We start from the raw sequence: 21380 nt of genomic DNA on the forward strand, positions 1-21380 counted from the left end.
TTAATGACTAAGGCCGATCCAGACGAAATCGGCAATTAATGCGATTAAAGCGAGCCCGCCAAAAACAGCAAAAATTATAGTTCTGGCCTTATTTCTTTTTGCTAACATCTCCTGTCTGCTAGCTCCTTCAATACTTACCCATTTAACATACAATCTATACATTCCTACACCTGCGTGAACTACCATAAATACAAGCAATGCAAGATAAAAAATTTCCAATCTAGCAAAATTTGCAGCAGAGCTATCAGCAGTAATATGTCCACCAAAAACTATATCAACTAAGTGCCCGCTTGCAGCAAAAAAGAGTGCAAATCCTGTTAAAAACTGAAACCACCATAGAGTAGTATCAAGGTGTTTCATGCGTTTTTTGTGTCCTATAAACATCAAATATTGTCTAAAATTGGCAGGGAATTTTCTCATAGCCAAAAACGCATGAGCGATAAAGACAACAAAAATTACAGCGGCTATTACGTTTGTAATCCACCAAGTAGCTTCGCCAAACAAAAATTTTGCTTCCGCAAAGCCAACTACGGCATTGAATGCATCCTTACCAAGTAAAATGGTTGAAGTAAATACCATATGACATAGTATAAAACAGGCCAGAATAAATCCTGTTATACTTTGCCACCTGTCCCAGACCGCAGGACAGCGACTCTTTTTGCAGTCAGCCTGTGTCCCCAGAAACCCTTCTATAAGCCCACTCATGAGCACTCCTTAATATATTGTAATTTTTAGCTTTATGCAAAATTTTTTTGGTAAAACTAAAATTATATGTAATAATACTACACTGTAACTTTAATTCTTGTTAAATTATTTAGTATAATTTTTTTTTAAAAAGAAAAATATAAAAATTCCACCCAGAAACATTATAAATGATAATATCTGTCCCATTGAAAAATTTAAAAATACAAAACCTATTCCAAAGTCAGGCTCTCTATAAAACTCGCATATAAACCTTGCTAAAGTATAAAATATGGCATACATAGCTATAAGCTCTCCATCGAATTTCTTAAACTTTCTATAAAAAAATAATATAATAAAAATGATTATGCCTTCTAGCAATGCTTCATAAATTTGAGATGGGTGTCTAAGTATACCTGCGACATAAATTCCCCAAGGAACATCCGTAGAACGACCGACAAGCTCTTGATTTAAGAAATTCCCAATACGACCGAAAAAATATCCGAGCGGAATAGAAAGAGCGCAAAGATCAAGGAGTGCAAGTGTATTTTGTTTATACTTCCTGCAAAAAGCGATTGTCGCTATCAAAAATCCAATAACCGCACCATGATAGCTCATACCTCGAATTCCTATAAATTCTCCGTTATGAAAAGGATTAAAAATTTGCCAAGGATGGGTTAGATAATAAAAGGTATTTGAATCATAAATGACTATATAACCGATTCTTGCGCCTAAAATTACTCCGATTTCAACCCAGAAAAAGTAGTTATCAAGTAGAGAGTCTGATATGCTCATCTTATCAAATTTAACTATAAATTTGGCTATTCCAAGCGCAACAACAAGAGCCAAAACATACATAATCCCATACCAATGAACGCTAAGTCCAAATATTTTAAAGGCTACCGGATCAAAATTATTATAGATGTTGTTCCACCAACTCATCTAGGAACAACTCTTATATTAAATATTTTTTCAATCCCTTCGCTAAAATCCTCGAAAAGATACCCCATAGAACGATAAAATTTGGTCTTAGCCTCTTTTTGAAGTAAGGGGTATAGCTTTTTAGAGTAAGGTAAAAAATAAGAGCTTAAAAAAACCCCTAAAATTTCTTCTATTTTTTTATCGGCCTTAAGTTGCAGTACGGAGGATAAAAATGAGAGTTGAGAGGTTATACTATCAACATCACTAAGCTTTAAATTTGGCTCAAATTTACATACCCTATAAAGACCCTCAAGCCTTTTTTTGTCACCTTCAAAGAAAAATTCTGCATTAAAATATTTTTTTAAATTTAAAAAATCCTCTTTTATCTCTTCTAAATTTTTCACCTCAAGCGACTCTTTATATAGCTTCGAGCCTGTTAAGTTAGCTTCGTTATTGTTTTTTATAACCCAATTTGAATTTTTTTTGATCTCGTTAAAAATTTCTTCACTTGGACAATTTGCAAAATTTAGTGCAAAAATTCTGCAAACCACAGAGTAAAATTCACCAATCTTCATACCTCAGCCTTTTTTAAATTTTAGCCATTTTACAACTATTTTTAAAAATTTATATTTTTTTAAATCTTAATCTTATTGAATTTAAAACTACAGTAACCGAACTAAAACTCATCGCAACTGCGCCATAAACAGGAGTTAAAACAAGTCCAAATACAGGATATAAAACTCCTGCTGCTACAGGAATAAATATAAGGTTATATATAAATGCCCAAAACAAATTCTCTTTTATCGTTTTCATCGTATGCTTAGCTAAATTTATAGACTGCAATACGCTTTTTAGATCATTTTTAATTAGAACTATATCGCCGGCGTCCTTTGCGATATCAGCTCCGCTACTCATAGCTATACCGACATCGGCTTGCTTTAAAGACGGAGAATCGTTTATGCCATCTCCTACGAAAATAACTCTGGCTTCTTTTTGAAGCCTTTGTATGATTTCAAATTTTTCATTAGGCATTACCCCGGCAAAAACCTGCTCTATCCCAAGCTTACCAGCGATATTTTTAGCCGTAAATACATTATCTCCTGTTAGCATTACCGGAGTTATATCCCTTGATTTTAGCTCATCTATTACCTCTTTTGCACTCTCTTTTAAAGTATCACTAAGGCTTATACAACCTACATATTTACCTTTAATAGAAGCTAAAACCACCCCATTTCCATCATTTTGAGCTTTTAAGATTTTTTCCTTCTCCTCATTTGGAATTTCTACTTTAAATTCTTTTAAAAACTCCTCATTTCCTACTATTATCTGATTTTCATCGAGACTTCTAACCCCTCTTCCTGCAATATTTTCAAACCCGCTCTCGTTTCCTAAAATTTTAATATCAAGACTTGCTGCATACTCTACAATAGCTTTTGATATTGGATGTGAACTTTTTGCCTCTATGGCTGCGATTGGGGCTAAATTTTCTTCATCTATGTCTGTAAAATTTACAGAAATTTTACCATGAGTCAGGGTTCCGGTCTTATCAAAAATAGCATATTTAGCAGTGTGAATGATCTCTATGACTTCGGGATTTTTGACCAAAATTCCATTTTTAGCACCAAGCGAAAGTGATGAGATAATAGCTATAGGAGTAGCAAGCCCTAATGCGCAAGGACAAGAGATTATAAGCACACAAATCGCACTTAATACTCCCTGAGTAGCATTTCCGGTGAAAGCAATCCAAACCAAGAAAGTAACAAAGGATATAACTATCACGGTTGGCACAAATATATTAGCCACCCTATCGGCAAAGCGACTAATAGGCATCTTTTTAGTACTAGCATCGCTTAATAAGTTTAAAATTTGAGCCAGCAAAGTTTGACTTGAAAGTTTAGTAACCTTTATATTAAGATATCCATTGGTATTTACAGTGCCTGCATTTACCTCATCGCCCATCTTTTTATATACGGGCAGACTCTCGCCGGTAAGCATAGAGGTATCTATCTCTGCTCCGCCATTTATAATAACACCATCGCAAGGAATATTGTAGCCCGTTTTTACGACTACTATATCCCCTATTTTAAGATTTGCCACTTCGGTTTCTACAGCTTGACCGTCTGGTTTAAGCACCAAGGCAACCTTTGGCGACATATCCATCAAGCTTTTTAGATAGTCGCCGGCCTTAGCCTTAGAGCGCTCCTCAAGATACTTGCCAAGAAGAACGAAAGTTATTATCATAGCTGAACCCGAAACATACATATGACGCATATTTTCAGGTATAAGGTTAGGAGCTAAAAATACGAATACCGAATATAAAAATGCCATCGAGGTGCCAAGTGCAACCAGCACATTCATATCGAAATTTCTGTTTTTAAGTGCCGCAAGAGCGTGTATAAAGAAATCTTTTCCGCATACGGCAAGAGTGATCAATGCCAAAAACAGCATTATAAAGGCTTTTGGCTCACTCATGTTTCCGCTCATCTCAAGCCACATTATTATCGCGCTAAAAATGGTGGCTGAGATAAAGTTATTCCTCAAATTTTTTATATGAGCGGCTCGTTTTTTCTCGAACTCTCCAAGATCTTTAGCAATTTCATAGCCAAGTTTTTTTATCTTTTCTTCTATTTTGGGACGAATACTCTCATCTTGCACTATAAATTCGCCCGTAGCATTGGCGAAATTTACTTTAGCCTCTACTACTCCATCCATCTTTTTTACAGCTCGTTCAATAGCATTCGAGCAGTTTACGCAGGTCATACCTGCGATATTTAATTTGAGATTTTTCTGCATATTAAATTTGCTCGATTACTTCAAATCCGATCTCATCAAGTTCGGATTTAAACCTTTCAATATCCTTATCTTCTATATCTAGGCTTACTACACGAGGCTCTACGCTTAGATCTACGTCTATTTTACCAAACTCATCCTCAAGCGACCTTTTAATAGTATTTGCACAATTTTCACAATTAATATTTGCGACTTTAAATTTTGCCATTACAGCTCCTTTATCATATGGTAATATTTATGAGAATTGATAATTTTGATACAATTTTCCTTAAAACCAAATTTTTCATAAAATTCTTTCGTTTTTATTTTTTCTTCATCTACAATCAAGGAGACTTTTTTAATGCCTCTTTGGCTCGCTATTTCAAATATAAATTTTATCAGCTCTTTAGCTATGCCGCGACCTCTAAATTTCTCATCGACAGCTATGCTATCTATGTAAAATTCATCATTAAAACACTCAGCTTCAACATTAGCGCTTGGATCTTTTAATCTTAAATGATTTATTATAGGTTCATCAAGACTCTTTAAATCTCCGCCAAAATATGCGCAAACAGCTCCTAATATCTGATCGTTATCCCTATAAATATATATATTGTTATAACTTAATCTATTTATATCTTGATTAAAAAATGAGGTTAAAATTTCATCACTCTTAGCCCTGCTTGTAGTGCCACTAAGACAAAAAGCGATATCCTCCATGGCTAAATTTAGCAACTCTATGCAGCGTTTAGAATCTTTTTTATCAGCTCTTGTTATCATAATCCAAATTATAAATTTAAAACATAAATTTTTCCCAAACAGTATTAAAACCTAAGCTTTTAAAAATGATAAAAAGATTTTTAGCTATAATTACCAAAAATTTTTTAAGGAATTTTATGGGAAGAGCATTTGAATATAGGCGAGCGTCCAAAGAAGCGCGCTGGGATAAGATGAGCAAGGTATTTCCAAAGCTTGCAAAAGCGATTACAGTAGCAGCCAAAGAGGGTGGATCAGACCCCGATATGAATCCAAAGCTTCGCTCGGCGATAGCTGCCGCAAAAAATGAAAATATGCCAAAAGATAATATCGATGCGGCTATAAAGCGCGCAAACGGCAAAGATAGTGCAGATATAAAAACCATATCTTATGACGGCAAGGCAGCTCACGGAGTGCAAATCATAGTGGAGTGCGCTACCGATAATCCTACGAGAACAGTGGCCAATGTAAAAGCTATTTTTAGTAAAAATGGAGGAGAAATTTTACCAAGCGGAAGCCTGGGCTTTATGTTTACGAGAAAGAGCGTTTTCGAGCTTGAAAAGCCAAATTTGGAGCTTGATGAGATTGAACTTGAATTAATAGACTTTGGACTAACCGAGCTTGAAGAAGAAGACGGAATTTTATATATTTATGGCGACTATACAAGCTTTGGTACACTTCACGATGGAATAGAAAAACTCGGACTTGAGGCCAAAAAATCAAGTCTGCAATACATTGCAAATTCTCCTATAAATTTAAGCGAAGAGCAGATGGAAGAGATAGAAAAACTGCTTGATAAGTTAGAAGATGACGATGACGTTCAAGCCGTATATACAAATATTGAATAAATTTAATAAGGGAAAATATGAGAAACGAAGAGCTAAAAGTTTACGATATAAACAAAGATGAGTTGGCGAAATTTAAATTTGCTATTATACATACGCAAAAAGGAGACATCAAGCTTGAGCTATTTGGGGAAGAGGCGCCACAAACAGTTACTAATTTTGCAACTTTAGCCAATGACGGCTTTTATGACGGTCTAAATTTCCACCGCGTAATCCCGAATTTTGTTATCCAAGGAGGATGTCCTTATGGTACAGGCACGGGAGGTCCTGGATGGAGAATAAAATGCGAATGTGTAGACCAAAAGAGTAAACATAAACGCGGTAGTCTCTCTATGGCTCATGCAGGACGCGATACCGGCGGAAGTCAATTTTTCGTATGCCATAGCGCACAGCCTCATCTTGATGGAGTTCATACTGTTTTTGGACAGGTCGTAGATGACGAAAGCCTAAAAACACTTGACTCTATAAGAGCTGGTGATAAAATAGACTCTATCGAGATAAAAGATAATTTATAAAAACTATTAAGATTAAAGCTTATAAAGCTTTAATCTTAACTATCTCATAAAATTCATTTATAAATATAACTTTTGCAATAATATTTATTTAATAATTTCTTGGATAAAATATCATTATCTTTAAAAAAAATAATTAATTTAAAGGATTATGCTTGATAGAAAAAGTTTCAAGTAAAGATTCAACACAATATCAAATAAAATCCCAAAAAAGTAAATTTAAAAAAATCGTTACAAGTCTTGCTTTCTGGGTAGTAATAGGTATTGTGGCCGGTATTTTCGTAGGAGTTACTTTCCCGGATCTCGGCGTGGCCAGCAAGCCCGGGATAGACTGGTTTATAAGAGCCTTAAAAGCTCTAATAGGACCTATTATATTTCTTACCATAGTATCTGGTATTATTGGACTTGAAAGTATGAAAGAGCTTGGCAGCATAGGACTAAAAGGCTTTATCTATTTTGAGATAGTCAGCACCATAGCTCTTGCGGTTGGAATTTTATTTGGCGAGGTATTAAAGCCTGGACACGATATGCATCTGGATTGGACTACCCTAGATCCGGGAAGCATAGAAAAATATACGCATATTGATAAGGATGTAGGATCTGTGTGGTCAATCCTAAAAAGTGCGGTACCAAGCGATCCCATCACGCCATTTCTTACTTCGAATACATTACAAGTGCTTTTTATGGCTATAGTTACTGCGGTCGCTATTTCATTTTTAAAGAATGATTATAAAAAGAAAATTTTAAAACCACTTGAGTTTATTCAGCATTACGTATTAAAACTTCTTACCGTACTAATGCTTTTTAGCCCTATTGCCGCGTTTTCTGCAATGGCGTTTTTGATAGGCAAATTTGGTATAGATTCGCTTTTAGGAATGATAGAGCTTCTACTTGTAATGGCCGCTGCTAGCTTATTTTTTATTTTTGTAGTTCTTGGCACCATATGCTATTTTGCCAAAGTTAATATATTTAAATTTATGCGCTTTATCGCAAAAGAAGTTTTGGTAGTATTTGCGACAAGCTCCTCTGAAACCGCCCTAGCTCCACTTATGCAAAAGCTGGAAAGAGCCGGTATACATAGAGGCGCAGTAGGACTTATAATACCCACAGGATACTCTTTTAATCTTGATTGCACTAATATCTACTTAAGTCTTAGCGTAATATTTTTAGCTCAAGCATTTGGTATCCCTTTAACTATTGAGCACTTAATACAAATTTTAATTATACTAATGGTTACAAGCAAGGGCGCAGTAGGAGTTACCGGATCAGGGTTTATAGTTCTAGCAGGTACGCTAGCAGCCCTGCCTAGTGCCGGGATACCTGTTGTTACAGTAGCAGTACTACTAGGGGTGGATAAATTTATGTCGGAGATGAGAGCGGTAGGAAATCTGTGCGGCAATGCGGTTGGATGCCTCATTATCTCTATCTGGGATAAAAAAGTCGATATAAAACAGTTTCGCTACGCATTAGATCATCCGGAAGAATTTCAATTTCGTGCCTAGTTTCAGGAGAAGAGTTAAGTCCTTCTCCTGAAACATAAATTAGCTATTCCAAATCTCCTCATCTAGCTCGCGTTCACTTTTAGCCACAAAAACCGCACCCATCATATCTCCAACAACATTCATAGATGTTCTTCCCATATCAAGTATAGCATCAATGCCCAAAATCATACCGTAAGCTATGGCTATCACACTGCCAGCCTCCACCTTTAAGCCCACTGATTCAAGAACCATAAGGAGCATTATAGCTCCTGCTCCCGGCACTCCAGCAGTTCCTATGGAGGCCAATAATGCAGTTATTACTACGGTTAGCTGCTGAGCGAAATCAAGCGGCATACCTACGACATTTGCGATAAATATCGCACAAACTCCTAAATATATGGTTGTACCATCCATATTTATAGTCGCACCAACTGGCAAAGTAAAGCCATAAATACTCCTAGGCACTCCCATATCCTTTTCGGCAGTCTCCATGGAAACAGGCAGAGTAGCTCCGGAAGAGCGCGTAACAAAGGCTGTAATCATAGGCGGACGCACTTTTCTTATAAATATAAGAGGATTTAATCCAACAAACAGACATGCCACACAATAAACCAATGAAATTTGTAAAGCAAGTCCTATATATAGGCTCAAAGTTACATTAGCTAAAGGCCCAAACGCCTCTGCTCCGCTTTTTGAAAAAACTATAAAAATAAGTGCAAATACGCCAATAGGGGCATACTGCATGACCCAACCAACAACTTTAAACATCACGCTACTCATACCCTCAAAAAACAGATAAACATTATCAGCCGCATTTCTTACAGCCTGACTTTCACTATCTTTGCAAAAAGCCAAAGCAATTCCAAAGAATAGACAAAAACAGATAGTCGGCAAAACCTCTGCATTCGCTATAGAGCCAAATGGGTTAGTAGGAATGATATTTAATAAAATTTCAACCAATCCTGGGGATTTGGCCTCTTTGGCTACTCCTGCGATATGAGCCAACTCAAGCCCTATTCCAGGCTGCAAAACAGAACCCACAAAAAGCCCGATTACTATTGCGCAAAGTGAAGTCGCCATATAAAATGCAATAATTTTGACGCCAACCTTTCCAAGATGTGCAGGAGAAATACTGCTAGCACCTACTATCAAGGTACAGACTATAACAGGGATCATAATCATCTTTAAAAGCCTTATAAAAACATCCCCGAAAGGCTTTAAGATCTCTATCGCGCTTGTAGCATTTTGGAATATCATACCAAATATAGCACCCAAAATAAGACCTATTAAAATTCTAACCAACAAATTACTTTTGAAGTAAAAATTCAAAATACCTTTTTTTGACTCAACCATAAAAGCCTCCTTGATATTTGATTGGTATCTGATTTTATCTTTATTTGTCTTAAAAGGATAATGATTTAAAGAAAAATCTAATAAATTTAAATTGAGTGTTAAAAATAATCCAAATTTTTAAAATTTTAGAGAATTTAGCTTAAAAAATATTTCTTATAAAATTTATAAATTTTATTTTAAACTTATTAATTTATTTTAATTTTTATTACACTATAATTTTATAAATTTTTAATCTAAATTTAGGAGGAATAAATGGATATAGTCGAAAGATTTTTGCGATATACAAAAATCAACACAACTACAAATAGAGAGGCTGGAGCTGCTGGCATAATGCCTTCAAATCCTGTTGAAATGGAGCTTGCAAAGCTTCTTGAAAACGAGCTAAAAGAGCTTGGACTAAAAGATATAAAAAGGCGCGAGAATAGCATAACAACTGCTATTTTGCCTTCAAATTCAAGCAAAAAGCTTCCATCGGTTGCATTTTTTGCACACCTTGATACAAGCGCGGAGCAAAAAAACGATACTAAAGCTCAAATAGTAAGCTACAAAGGCGGAGATATAACTCTAAATAAAGAGCTAAATATCGTAATGAAAGAAAGTGAATTTCCAGAACTTAAAAACTATGTAGGCGATGATATAATAGTAACCGATGGCACTAGCTTGCTTGGGGCGGATGATAAAGCTGCAATAGCAAGCATTATGAATGCTTTGCAATTTTTTGTGCAAAATCCGGATGTTGAGCACGGCGATGTAGTGGCTTGCTTTTTGCCTGATGAAGAGCAAGGGCTTAGAGGAGCTAAGGCACTAAATATAAGCGAGATAAACACAGATTTTGGTTACTGTTTGGATTGCTGTGGCATAGGAGAGTTTATATATGAAAACTGGAATGCGGGCGATGCGGCAGTTACTTTTATAGGACAATCCGCTCATCCAATGAATGCAAAAGGTAAACTTATAAATTCACTTCTTATGGCACATAAATTTATCTCTATGCTTCCTGGTGGAGAGGCCCCCGAGTATACCGAAAATAGAGAGGGATACTACTGGGTAAAAGAGCTTAGCGGAAATAGTGCAAAGACTGTTTTAAAACTTGATGTAAGAGAATTTAATGATAAAAAATATTCCGAGAGAATGCAATTTTTACAAGATTTAACAGACTCTTGCAATAAAATTTGGGGTGCCGGCAGAGTAAGTATAAAACTTTCCGATAGATACAAAAATGTTTACAACTATCTTACAGAAGGCGAAAATAGTCTTCCTATAGTGGCTGCCAAAAAAGCTTATGAAAGCTTAGGTATCACACCAAAAGTTATCCCTATGAGAGGCGGATATGACGGATCGGTAATATCCGAAAAAGGAATTCCTTGCCCAAATATCTTTACAGGCGCCCACAACTTCCACTCAATATATGAATACCTGCCGGTTAAATCTCTTCATGCTTCAAGCAACGTTGTTAAAGAGATAATAAAAAATTTAGCAAAATAATAAATACAAAAGGCTGTTTAAAGCAGCCTTTGACTTATCTTAAAACTTTGGCTCTGTTAAAATATAGTGTTGATTATGATATTTTAGATTCCAAAAAATGTAACTAAATATTGTATAAAAGACGATAATGTCCGAAATTAGCAATCGACGTAAATGACTTTTTAAATTTATAGTATATCTTTAGTGTTTTACATTTATAACGATTAAGCTTAGTATTTTTTGCCAAGAAATATCAATTAGGTATTTTAATAGAGACTAAAATATATAGAAAATTTTAAATTTATAGACCAAGCGGTTTAAAAAGAGGCGGGAGATCCGCCTCGAAGTTAATAGAATTAAAGCATAAAGAATGCTATGACAACAACGGCTATAGCCATAGCCGGAGCGGTTCTTTTTGCAATCTCGATAGGGCTTACCATAGCAAGACCGGCACAAACGATAGCGGCACCGGCAATTGGAGATGACGAACGACCAAGAGCACCTGCAATAGCAGCAGCCATACCAAGTTTAGTTTGCTCAAAACCAAGATCTTGAGCATGTACTGTTATGGCACCGTTAAACGCCATAGTAGCGGCATCTCCGGATCCCGTAACTACAGCCATAAGATATGGTATAAACGTTCCGCCCAGTCTTACGAACTCTTCTGAGTGTTTTAAAACATCTGTTATCGCATCTATCGCACCGCACGCTCTAAGACCTGCAACGAAAACGCCCGCAGCGATGATGATACCGATAACTTCAGCATATGCGCTTCCCATACCCTTAAAAAACTCTGTAGTAATCTTTTCTGGACTTGTCCATGTTACAAATACAGCTAAAATCGCACCAAGCAACATAGCTTCAGCAACACCCATCTTAGTCCAAGTTAAAAATGAAATCTTATGTAGATCGGTTCCGCCTATAACAAGAATGATAAGTGGCACTAAAGGCATAAGAGCAAATAAAACATTTACTTTAATAGGCTCTGCTGCAGCCCCGTCTCCAATTTTTTGTGAGAAATCTTGACCCTTTTGGTAATCTTTAAACAAGATAGCAGTAACACTTAAAATAACTAAAACAACTATAAATGCCGCCATAGCGTTTGGAAATTGAACTTTAATAACGTCAGGTATGGTTACTTTTGCCATCTCTGAAACAAAGGCGTTGTGTGCTGAACCAGGGCTTAAAACTCCGCCGAATGTTCCTGCAAATACAGCAGCACCGGCCATAGCAGGTCGAACACCAGAAGCCATAAGAAGAGGTATCATAGTGGCACCAACAGCAGCAGAACAACCTGCAGCGGAAGGGATAGCTATGTTAACAAAAAATGTAATCACGAATGTGAGAGGAACAAGTAAAAATCCTATATTTTTCATAGGTTTTGTAAGCAAAGTAACAAGGTGCTGATCGCACTTAGTGACTTTCATAACATAAGCAAAACCCATACTCGCACAAATAGCCTTGATAAGTCCTGCGGAAGTCATTGACTTCGTAAACTGAGCAAGAGCATCAAGAGGAGTAAGGCAAACCACGCAAAGCACCAAACCGACACCTATAAGGACGGTTTTGGTCTCTCTTTTTTTAATAAGCAGATATATAACTGCAACTAAGCCTAAAACGGCACATATTAGCTTTAAAGTAGCCATCTTTAACCTTTCTTATAAATTATATAATATTTACATACTGTTTAATTATATTCATCTTAAATTTAAATCAAAATTAAAATCTGTCTAAAATGTAAAACTATCTCCCACTGCGATACTTTCTGTATCTTTTTTGTAGCGCATTTTTAAAACCGCATCATTTCCTAGTATTTTTGCACTATTGCCTGATATCTTTAATCCAACTCCTTCAGGAAGAGCATAGATTATGCTATCTTGATTTACTATTAAAAATTCTTCCAATCTCTCTTCTCTGCTCTCTCCATTATGACCGGCTATCTTTCCGCTTATAAAATGAGGGTTAATTTGATGAGGGAAGATATTTAGCGCATCAAAAAGTTTTGGCATTATAATAGGCATATCGTTTGTTGTCATAATAGTACTTCCAGCTACGTTTGCACCAGCAGACCAGCCAAAATACGGAGTTCCGACCTCAACCTTCTCTCTTATTGCATCAACTAAATCATATTTATATAGATAATAAAGCAAAACAAAGGTGTTCCCCCCTCCTATTGATATTGCTTTAGCATTCTTTACAGCCTGTTTTGGATCGTTAAATCTATGAATTGATTTTATATTTTTATTTTGGAGGCAATCTTGAACCTTAAGCTCATATTCATCGTTTGTGCGTCTAACTCCCGCATAAGGGATAAAGAGTACCTCCTCATCGCAAACTCCATGCTCTGTCAAAAACTCGTTAATCCAAGGCCTGCAGTGGTTCAAGTACCCTGTATCCTTGTATCCTGAACTGCTTAAAAGCAAAGCTTTTTTCATAATACTCTCCTGTAATAAATGTTTTTTATTATTATTGTATTCTAAAAACAACTTTAAAATTAAAAAAATATAAAAAATAATTTTTAAAAATTTAATTTATAAAACGATATATAAATAATGCTTAAAAAAGGGTTAAAAGCTACGCTTAGGTAAATATTTTCTTAATAAGCCCAGGCAATAAAAATCAAATAAATTTTTAAGCAAAAAACTACCTTAAAATCACAAAATCCAACTAAAATTTAAAATGCTGGGCATTAAAAATCGCCATATTCTTAATTTCTTTAAATTTCAATTATCAATTTTTAAATTCTTTAAAATTTAAACAAATACTAATTGCAAGCTGGCAAAGTCCTGCTGCAAAGAAAAAATATGTAAAATCCAAAAATTTATTATCATTCATAATCATAAGAAAAACAAACAAAACAAGGCAAACAATAGAACCCAAATAAAATCTCTTGTCAAGTCTTGCAAAAGCGATAAAAGCTACACTTAAGATTCCAAGCAAAATGCTCATGCTTTCTCCTTTATAAATCTAAGACTAAGCCACACAAAGACAAGAGAAACAAAGAGACAAGCAAGCGAAATCTTAAAAATTTCAAAATTTACGAAAGAACCATTTGCTATAGAGACTATAAAAACAACAGCAAAAACCACAGAAGTTATAACAGAACTTAAAGAGTATCCATATTTTTTGACAAAAATTGCGCCGATCAATGAAATAAACGCAAAAGCGGTAAAAAAGGCATAAACTTCATATTCGTACCTAAACTCATTTTCATAAGGTATTAGCTGATTTGCAAGTAAATAAATGCCAAGAGCAGTAAATAGCCCTATAAAAAACGCATTATTAAATACTTTTATCATATATATTGCGACTTTAGAGTGCTGCTTTTGACTCCACAAATAAGCTCCTGAGGCGCACATAATAAGCCCAAGACAGCCAAATACAAAAAATACAAATCTAACCAGCTCTCCACCAAAGCCGCCTACATGAAAAATTCTCATAAACAGCATTACAAGATTTGCCCTAGGAACCTCTCTTTCAAAAACCTCCTCAAGCTTTTCTCCGCTTACGGCATCGAAAACTTTAGCTTCAAAGCTTAGGCCTTTTTCGGTAAATGGCTTACTAGGCACAAAATTTAGCTGTATATGAGCTGTGCCCTGCATACTTCTTTGAATAACTATACTCTCAAAATTTTCATTTGAATGTTTATCTACAATACTTTTAACTTGATCGGTAGTAGGCATAAATTTAGCTTTTCTTGCCATCATATTAGCCATAAATTCCTTACTTTTGCCAAACTGATCTCTCATTTTTGATAAAGATTGCTCAGTGATATTTATCTCTTTATTTTGAGATAAATTTTGCATTACCAAAGGCTTCATATCATTTGATTTTACATTCTGCTTAACTAAATTTTTAGATACTTCATCATCTTTTTTAATAGTTAAGTTTTGCTCAGCCATCGCCTTTGCAAGAGCCCTTTGTCTTTTGCGCTCCTCGTTTCTAGCCTTAGCCTTGGCAGTAAAATCTTGTTGCATACTCGCCTTATTTTGATTAGCTACTTCAGAATATATACCCTTTAGCATAAACCTCTCGACCAGATAAAGGCCTGAAACGCTAAGCATTAAAAATATCACAAACCCACTAACACTAGCTAGAATATGAGAATCCATCCAAAAGGACTTTTGTCTAAATTTGAAAAAATCCTTTAAAATTCTCTTATGTATCATAATGCCAGACAATAAAACAAAAAGCATAGCTATGGTTATATAGCCGATTATTTCGCGTGCAGTTACTCGATTTATAAACCACAAATCATAATGAAGCGCGCTCAAAAAACCTCCGCCGTAAGTGCTTCTGCCTCTTATAATCTCAGATGTGTCCGGATCTATCTTGACTATTTTTCGGTTTCTTCTATGCTCTCTAACTCTTACGTCATCATGCCAGGATATGGTTATGTAAGGGGTAAATTCACTAGGCGGTGTTATCCTCCAAATATCGGAATTTGGATGGTGTTCTTTAAGATATTCAAGCGAAGTATCCAGATATTCACTATTTTTGTAATTTATCTTATAATATTCAGGCTGCATAAACAAAGTTATATCATCTTTATAATAAGCCAAGGTTCCACTAAAAAATATAAAAAATATTATCCATGTAAAGGCAAGTCCAAAATATCTATGAAAGAGTCGAAGCATCATCATATCGTGACCGCCAAAGTAGTGAATAAAACTGTTAATACAAGAACAAATTTAAGTCTTATTGTATAGCAGAATAAAAACCAAAGGGTAAAAATGCCCATAAATAAAAAATTTGCAACTACAAGCTTTTCATTTTGAATAACGCTTAAAAAATTTGGAATTTTGACACTAAAATAATAAGATATGATAAATCCGAATACGCTGCAAGCAATCGTTCTAATGATAAACTCTTTAGTTCTTGAGAGCAAAAGCATCCTTGATCTTTAGAAATTAATTTAAGATTATAAATTAATATGAATAAAAATTAACTTAATACAATTATGATATTTATTAATATTTATCCTGAATTTTAATAATCCAGGATAAATTTCGATATGTCTAAAAAATCTTAGTATCCAATCAATTTGTTTAAAAATTTGATATTATATTCTAGTTTTTAACTCCTCGAAAGCACTTTCTTGATTTTTTAAAAGATTCCTCTCTTTATCTCTCGCTACATAGATTTTAAAAATATTTTCTCCATTTTTATCATAAAACTGCACCGATTTTGAGAGCATTCCCATGAACGTTTGAGTTACAAAAAAGATCTTATCTATATCGCTTGCCTTTAGGTGTCCGCCGAAATTTGACTCTTTCATGCTGAAGTTATAATACCCTTGAGCGTGCTGTCCGCTTGGAATTTTGGTTTTAAACTCTATGATAAACGATGGAGTGTTTTTAACAAAAAGCACTTCACCCCAGCTGCCTATCTCACCGATGATCTCGTCAAATTTAGCCCCATCGGCAACTCTGCAAAACTCACAAGGCAGGTTTAAAAGCACATCCATCTCTTTTAGCCCAAGCTCTTTACCTATTTCACCTAGTGAAATTTTTGGATTTTTCTCGATTAGAGATTTTACTTTTTCTTTCATTTTCATCCTTTTTAAATAAAATTTGGCAAATTATAGCATATTATTACAATTTAGATAATAATTATCAACACAAAATGAACTGATATTAAAAGAAGATTATCTAAGCCTTCTATCTCTTTTAGTTTTTTAAGTATTTTAATGCTAACACTATTATCTAATTTCTTAAGCTCTTTTAACGCATTTTTACTGAAATTTACTTTCATAGTTTTACGCCAAGCTCTTTAGCTACTTCATCAAGAGTATAAAACTGAGGATTAGGATCACCCTCTATCTTTTTTAACTCTTCCATAGCATCTATATAATCATTCATATCTTCTAAGAGTCTTTTTATAGCTTCTTGAACGTAAAAGCTTTTTGTTATTTTAGTATCTTAAGTAGTATTAATAACATAAAACTAATCCAACGAATTTTCAAGTACTCTTTTTCTCTCTTGCCAATCACTCATATAAACACTAAGATATTCATAAAATTTTTTACTATGATCAGGATGAATCAAATGCGCTAATTCGTGAAATATAACGTATTCTACGCATTTTTTTGGTTTTTTGATTAGTTCAAGATTTAAGTTTATATATGATTTTACCGCATTGCAGCTACCCCAGCGAGTCTTCATCTTACGAATTCTTACATTTTTTATATCTCTTTTTACCATCTTATTAAACTCGTTTATGATGTTAAAAAAACAGATAAGAGCCTTATCTTTATACCACTCATCAAGTAGTTTTTGCTTCTTTTTAAAGTTATTCTTATCTCGCACAAAAAGCTCTAAAGTGCCTCTGTTAAGCCTTACAAACTCTTCTTTGCTTTCATTTACTTTTAGCCTATAGCTTCTTCCTAGATACTTCATCTCTTCGCCGCTTACAAGCTCTTTTTCACGACTTTTAAATTTGGCAAAGAATTCTTGCTTGCTAATTATCCACTTCTCACGCTTTTTAAGCACAAACCCTATATGCTCATCGCTCGCATCTTTTGGCGCATTTATTATTACTTCACCGCTTGGCTTAACTTTAATGCTAAAGTTTTTAATATCCTTTTTAATAATTTTTACGCTTTTAAGCATAATGATTTATTCCTATGTTGCGCATAACCTCATAAATTTCAGTTTTATTTTCAATATTTATGCCAAATTTATCCTCTATATCCCATAAAAGCTCATCTATAGCCCCCTCTATCTCGTTTTTTACATCTATATTTTTATCCCACTCAGGTCTTAGTGCGTAAGAGCTGTAAATTTCATCTATCTTTTGAGCTAAAGCGACAAGCTCCTTTTCATCTATCTGAGTTAAGTCTGCCAAATTCTCATACATATCGGCAATCGATCTCTTGCCCTTAAATTCCTCTTTCATCTCATCTTTTTTATTTACTATCCGCTCTTTTATAGCTCTTAAGGCGGCTAATTTTTCTTCATCACTCAATCGTCCGGCGGTATATTCATCTATGATTTTTTGAATTTGAGCTGAAATAGACCTGTAAAATGCCGGATTTGAGTCAAATTTCTCAGTCACAACAGCATCTAGCGCACTTTTGATACTTTCAGCTTTTGCATTTGCTCCCACAAGCCTATCTACTTCACTATCAAATTCCGCCTCAAATATATTTACAATCCTACTTAGAGTATTAACTCCTTTTGCGTTTATAAAGGTATCAAGCAGCTTTTGCATATCTTTTTCATACTTATTAAAGTCGCATTTTTCTTGATACATTATCTGCACGATACTTCTTAATTCATTATAAAATTTGATTTTACTCTTATACTCTTTTATCTCAATACCGGTTAAAATTTCTGCCGTCTTGTCGCTACTTAAGGCTAGAGCAAAAGCCCTTGCAAGAGATGAAAGCCACTCTTTAAAATTTTTACGCCTATCTTTATCGCCCAAAGACTTCGCATAACTCTCTACATCATTTTTAAACTCCACATCTTTAAAAAGCTCCTCTAAATGAGTATAGTAAGTTTTTACTTTTGATATCTCGCTTCTTACGTCTATAACAGCCCCCACTATATCCACCCCGTCAAATCCGCTTAGGCACTCGTAGCTTTCAAGACTATCGCTTAGCTCTCTTAAAAGCCCTCTATAGTCTATTATCAGCCCGTAGTCTTTGCCCTCATATACTCTGTTTACTCTTGCTATGGCTTGAAGCAGATTATGCTCTTTTAAAGGTTTATCGACGTATAAGATAGCGGCTCTTGGAGCGTCAAAACCCGTTAGAAGCTTATCAACGACTATCAGCATATCCATATCATCACCGTTTAAAAACTCATCTTTTGCGGTATCTATATATCTTTCATTGCCCCCATACTCTTTTTCTATATCTTTCATCGCATTTATTACAAATTCTCTGCTTCCGCCTATATTTTCATCCTGTTCGTTTGATATAACAAAGGCTGTTTTTATCTCGCCCAAATCTTTAAAAATTTGATGATACTTTATCGCCTCAAATTTTGAGCTAGTTGCAAACATAGCTTTAAATCCGGGCTTTGCAAACTCTTTAAAATGTTTATTTATATCCATAGCCACAAGATATAGCCTTTGCTCGCTTGAAGCTACTTTGCTAAATTTAGCCCACTTTTGCTGCAAATCTCTCTTTTGCTCATCGCTTAAATTTCTGCAAATAGCCTTAAATCTCTCGTCTAAAATTTCAGGATTTGAAATTTCTTGCTCCACAAATCTACCCTCATACAAAAGCGGCAGCACTGCTCCGTCTCTAACCGCGTCATCTATCGTATATCTGTGTATCTCTCCGCCAAATTTTGCAAAGCTATTTTTCTCACGTTTTAAAAGCGGAGTCCCCGTAAAGCCTATATAGCAAGCGTTTGGCAACGCTCTTCTCATAGCTATATGCAAATCGCCCCCTTGAGTTCGGTGACTCTCATCAACCAATACAAAGATATTGTTATCGTTTAACACTATTTTAGAGTTTGCAACGTTTGCAAATTTATGCACTAAAGTTGTTATAACGCCGACATTACTTTTTAGCTTATGGGTCAAATTTGCACCGCTAAAGCTGCGTTCAACCCTTATATCGGTATTCTTAAACGTTCCTTCTATCTGCTTATCAAGCTCGATACGATCACTTACTATTATAACCTTTGAATTTGTATAAATTTGCTTTAAAAGCTTGGTTAGCATAACCATAGTTAGGCTCTTTCCGCTTCCTTGAGTATGCCAAATAAGCCCGCCCGTTCTTTTGCCGTCTTCTATTCGCTCGACTCTTTTTAGAGCTCTTTTGATACCAAAAAACTGCTGATACCTGCAAATTTTCTTAACTCTATTATCAAAAAGGATAAAATTTCTCATGAGATCAAGAAGCCTATCCGGTCTTAGCAAGGCATAAAGCGTCATATCAAGAGCTGTTATGCTTCTATCGTTTACAAATTTAGCTAAATTCTCGCGCGCGTTCTCTTCTTCCTCTTCTTTCCAAATAGAGTAAAATTCAGGCTTTGTGCCAGTGGTGCCGTATCTTGCTTCATTTGCGTTGGCAGCTAATGTAAGCTGTATAAATTTAAAAAGATGTGGTATCTCGCCCTTTTCTTGCTCTTTTAGAAGCTGGTTTATACCGTTTTGGACGTTTATGCTTGATTTTTTAAGCTCAATGACAGCCAAAGGAATGCCGTTTACAAAAAGCACTAGATCGGGTCTTCTGCTCTTTTTGTCACTTTTATCAGACTTGGCTACGGCAAATTCTTCGGTTATATAAAAGTCGTTATTGTAGATATTTTCAAAATCGATAAATTTTATGCTAAAACTTCTTTTAGAGCCGTCAGGCAAGCTCTCTTCATAACTCTCCCCCATTAAAAGCATATTTGTAACTCGCTCGTTTGCCACGCCTAGACCCTCATTTAGGCTTACATCAAGATGCTCGATAGCTCTAGCTATACTTTGAGGAGAAAATTTATAAATTTCACCCTTGTATTCGTATGAATTTAGCTCGTTTAGCTTTTTAGCCAAAATTTCTTTAAAAAGAACATTTGATGTTTGGTTGTCTCTTAGTTTTAAATTTTCATCTCTGCTTATAAATTTATAACTAAACAGCTCACTTGTAAGTAAATTTATGCAGTTTTGTTGCAATGCTTTTTCCGATGTGTTTGGGGTCATTTTAGATCCTTTAAATCACTACATTCTAAAAATAAACTTTTTACTTTTTCATCAAATTTTTTCTTCCTTTTTTTAATACCTGCTTTTCTTATTTTCCATTCATCAAAAGCATCTTTTTTTATTTCATAAACTTTTACAACCCTATAAAGTCTTGCTTTGCTTTCTTCTCCAAAATCATCATACGTTTTTACAATTTCAAGATGACAGTTTATAAAAGAGCCATTTCCGAAATCATATTTGCTATCAATGACATCGTTTTTAAATTTACTATCCCCCATGCTAAAATCTATCTTTTCATTTTTATAAATTCCTTTCCATTTGTATTTACCTTCTTTTAGAACAGGAGATATTAATTCTATGACGGCATCATCATCTTCTTCCAATTCCTTACCATCGTTGATAATAAAATTTTTAAACTCTACTCTTTCAATGATTGTTTCTTTTTTAACTTCAGAGCCAAATCCAACTTTTTGTATTTTTTCATATTTTTCTAACTTTGAATAATAATTTGATAACGGTCTTGCTATTTTTTGTTCTAAATTTATATCTTGCGAAATATCATTTTTATTACTCTTATTTTTAAGTTCAGCTATTTCAAGTTCTAATTTTTTAACTTCCAATCTATTTTTTTTATATGCACCGCTACAAATATGTTTTATCAATTCAACAATCTTATTGGCAACATATCCTATGGTAGCTGCTGAAATTGAAGATGCTGTTGGGTATTTTTCTATTACCTCCAAAATTTCAATATATCCGCCTTTTTCAGGAACTTTACTTTCAAGTTTTATTTCGACATCCAACACAGCACACACGACACTAACAATATTTAGAAAATCTTTTTCTATACTATTTCTAACAAATGCATTCATAGAGTGAGAATTATCATTTAAATAATAATGAACTATCAGTTTATTTCTTGCTTGGCTAATATTTTTATTATTATCATTCAT

General features: G+C 34.6%; 21 protein-coding genes. 4 read left to right on the top strand and 17 right to left on the bottom strand.

The genetic code is table 11. From position 1 onward, the window contains the following. The 6 genes from CDOMF_RS07900 to CDOMF_RS07925 all read right to left on the bottom strand — a co-directional run bounded on the left by CDOMF_RS07900 (position 1) and on the right by CDOMF_RS07925 (position 5151). Positions 1–705: a fumarate reductase cytochrome b subunit gene (locus CDOMF_RS07900; protein WP_260951457.1), complete on the bottom strand. Its 705-nt coding sequence runs from the start codon at positions 703–705 to the stop codon at positions 1–3. A 105-nt stretch (positions 706–810) separates the two neighbouring features. Further along, on the bottom strand, positions 811–1623 hold the full coding sequence (gene lgt / locus CDOMF_RS07905; protein WP_260951458.1) for a prolipoprotein diacylglyceryl transferase: 813 nt from the start codon (positions 1621–1623) through the stop codon (positions 811–813). Further along, the gene (locus tag CDOMF_RS07910) at positions 1620–2177 is read right to left on the bottom strand and encodes a hypothetical protein (protein ID WP_260951459.1); all 558 of its coding nucleotides are present in this window, start codon (positions 2175–2177) and stop codon (positions 1620–1622) included. Before CDOMF_RS07910 ends, lgt begins: the two co-directional genes overlap by 4 nt. A 49-nt stretch (positions 2178–2226) precedes the next feature. Next, complete coding sequence (locus tag CDOMF_RS07915; RefSeq protein WP_260951460.1) at positions 2227–4395, bottom strand: heavy metal translocating P-type ATPase; 2169 nt, start codon at positions 4393–4395, stop codon at positions 2227–2229. Position 4396: 1 nt separating this feature from the next. Then, a complete protein-coding gene (locus tag CDOMF_RS07920) occupies positions 4397–4600 on the bottom strand; it encodes a heavy-metal-associated domain-containing protein (RefSeq protein WP_260951461.1) in 204 nt (67 codons plus the stop codon). Beyond that, on the bottom strand, positions 4600–5151 hold the full coding sequence (locus CDOMF_RS07925) for a GNAT family N-acetyltransferase (protein ID WP_260951462.1): 552 nt from the start codon (positions 5149–5151) through the stop codon (positions 4600–4602). The genes CDOMF_RS07920 and CDOMF_RS07925 overlap by 1 nt, the downstream gene beginning before the upstream one ends. 116 nt (positions 5152–5267) lie before the next feature. On the opposite strand from CDOMF_RS07925, the gene CDOMF_RS07930 reads away from it, so the two are divergent. From CDOMF_RS07930 to CDOMF_RS07940, 3 genes are all read left to right on the top strand, one after another. Further along, a complete protein-coding gene (locus CDOMF_RS07930) occupies positions 5268–5975 on the top strand; it encodes a YebC/PmpR family DNA-binding transcriptional regulator (RefSeq protein ID WP_169973070.1) in 708 nt (235 codons plus the stop codon). A 17-nt stretch (positions 5976–5992) separates the two neighbouring features. Further along, positions 5993–6487: a peptidylprolyl isomerase gene (locus tag CDOMF_RS07935; protein WP_260951463.1), complete on the top strand. Its 495-nt coding sequence runs from the start codon at positions 5993–5995 to the stop codon at positions 6485–6487. 194 nt (positions 6488–6681) lie between these two features. Further along, positions 6682–7986, top strand: a complete 1305-nt coding sequence (locus tag CDOMF_RS07940) for a cation:dicarboxylate symporter family transporter (RefSeq protein WP_260953159.1) — start codon at positions 6682–6684, stop codon at positions 7984–7986. A gap of 39 nt (positions 7987–8025) precedes the next feature. Here CDOMF_RS07940 and CDOMF_RS07945 read toward each other — a convergent pair whose 3' ends face one another. Continuing rightward, complete coding sequence (locus CDOMF_RS07945) at positions 8026–9318, bottom strand: dicarboxylate/amino acid:cation symporter (RefSeq protein WP_260951464.1); 1293 nt, start codon at positions 9316–9318, stop codon at positions 8026–8028. Between the two features lie 252 nt (positions 9319–9570). On the opposite strand from CDOMF_RS07945, the gene pepT reads away from it, so the two are divergent. Further along, on the top strand, positions 9571–10803 hold the full coding sequence (gene pepT, locus CDOMF_RS07950) for a peptidase T (protein WP_260951465.1): 1233 nt from the start codon (positions 9571–9573) through the stop codon (positions 10801–10803). 335 nt (positions 10804–11138) lie between these two features. Here pepT and dcuC read toward each other — a convergent pair whose 3' ends face one another. From dcuC to CDOMF_RS08000, 10 genes are all read right to left on the bottom strand, one after another. Next, the gene (dcuC, locus tag CDOMF_RS07955; protein WP_260951466.1) at positions 11139–12428 is read right to left on the bottom strand and encodes a C4-dicarboxylate transporter DcuC; all 1290 of its coding nucleotides are present in this window, start codon (positions 12426–12428) and stop codon (positions 11139–11141) included. Between the two features lie 84 nt (positions 12429–12512). After that, the gene (gene pepE, locus CDOMF_RS07960; RefSeq protein ID WP_260951467.1) at positions 12513–13217 is read right to left on the bottom strand and encodes a dipeptidase PepE; all 705 of its coding nucleotides are present in this window, start codon (positions 13215–13217) and stop codon (positions 12513–12515) included. Positions 13218–13512: 295 nt separating this feature from the next. Continuing rightward, on the bottom strand, positions 13513–13731 hold the full coding sequence (locus CDOMF_RS07965) for a hypothetical protein (protein WP_170019372.1): 219 nt from the start codon (positions 13729–13731) through the stop codon (positions 13513–13515). Further along, a complete protein-coding gene (locus CDOMF_RS07970; protein WP_260951468.1) occupies positions 13728–15425 on the bottom strand; it encodes a PepSY domain-containing protein in 1698 nt (565 codons plus the stop codon). Before CDOMF_RS07970 ends, CDOMF_RS07965 begins: the two co-directional genes overlap by 4 nt. Beyond that, positions 15422–15670 (bottom strand): hypothetical protein, encoded by a 249-nt coding sequence (locus CDOMF_RS07975; RefSeq protein ID WP_260951469.1) that lies wholly within the window; start codon positions 15668–15670, stop codon positions 15422–15424. The genes CDOMF_RS07970 and CDOMF_RS07975 overlap by 4 nt, the downstream gene beginning before the upstream one ends. Before the next feature lie 174 nt (positions 15671–15844). Next, positions 15845–16333, bottom strand: coding sequence for a heme utilization cystosolic carrier protein HutX (gene hutX, locus CDOMF_RS07980; protein WP_260951470.1), 489 nt, complete (start codon positions 16331–16333; stop codon positions 15845–15847). A gap of 50 nt (positions 16334–16383) precedes the next feature. After that, complete coding sequence (locus CDOMF_RS07985) at positions 16384–16536, bottom strand: type II toxin-antitoxin system RelE family toxin (protein WP_260951471.1); 153 nt, start codon at positions 16534–16536, stop codon at positions 16384–16386. Positions 16537–16727: 191 nt separating this feature from the next. Then, entirely contained in the window at positions 16728–17393 is a 666-nt protein-coding gene (locus tag CDOMF_RS07990) for a M48 family metallopeptidase (RefSeq protein WP_260951472.1), read from the bottom strand. Next, positions 17386–20427, bottom strand: a complete 3042-nt coding sequence (locus CDOMF_RS07995) for a type I restriction endonuclease subunit R (protein WP_260951473.1) — start codon at positions 20425–20427, stop codon at positions 17386–17388. The genes CDOMF_RS07990 and CDOMF_RS07995 overlap by 8 nt, the downstream gene beginning before the upstream one ends. Continuing rightward, a complete protein-coding gene (locus CDOMF_RS08000) occupies positions 20424–21380 on the bottom strand; it encodes a hypothetical protein (protein ID WP_260951474.1) in 957 nt (318 codons plus the stop codon). The genes CDOMF_RS07995 and CDOMF_RS08000 overlap by 4 nt, the downstream gene beginning before the upstream one ends.

It is taken from the genome of Campylobacter sp. RM16187 (assembly GCF_025319965.1).
Taxonomy (GTDB): Bacteria; Campylobacterota; Campylobacteria; order Campylobacterales; family Campylobacteraceae; genus Campylobacter_A.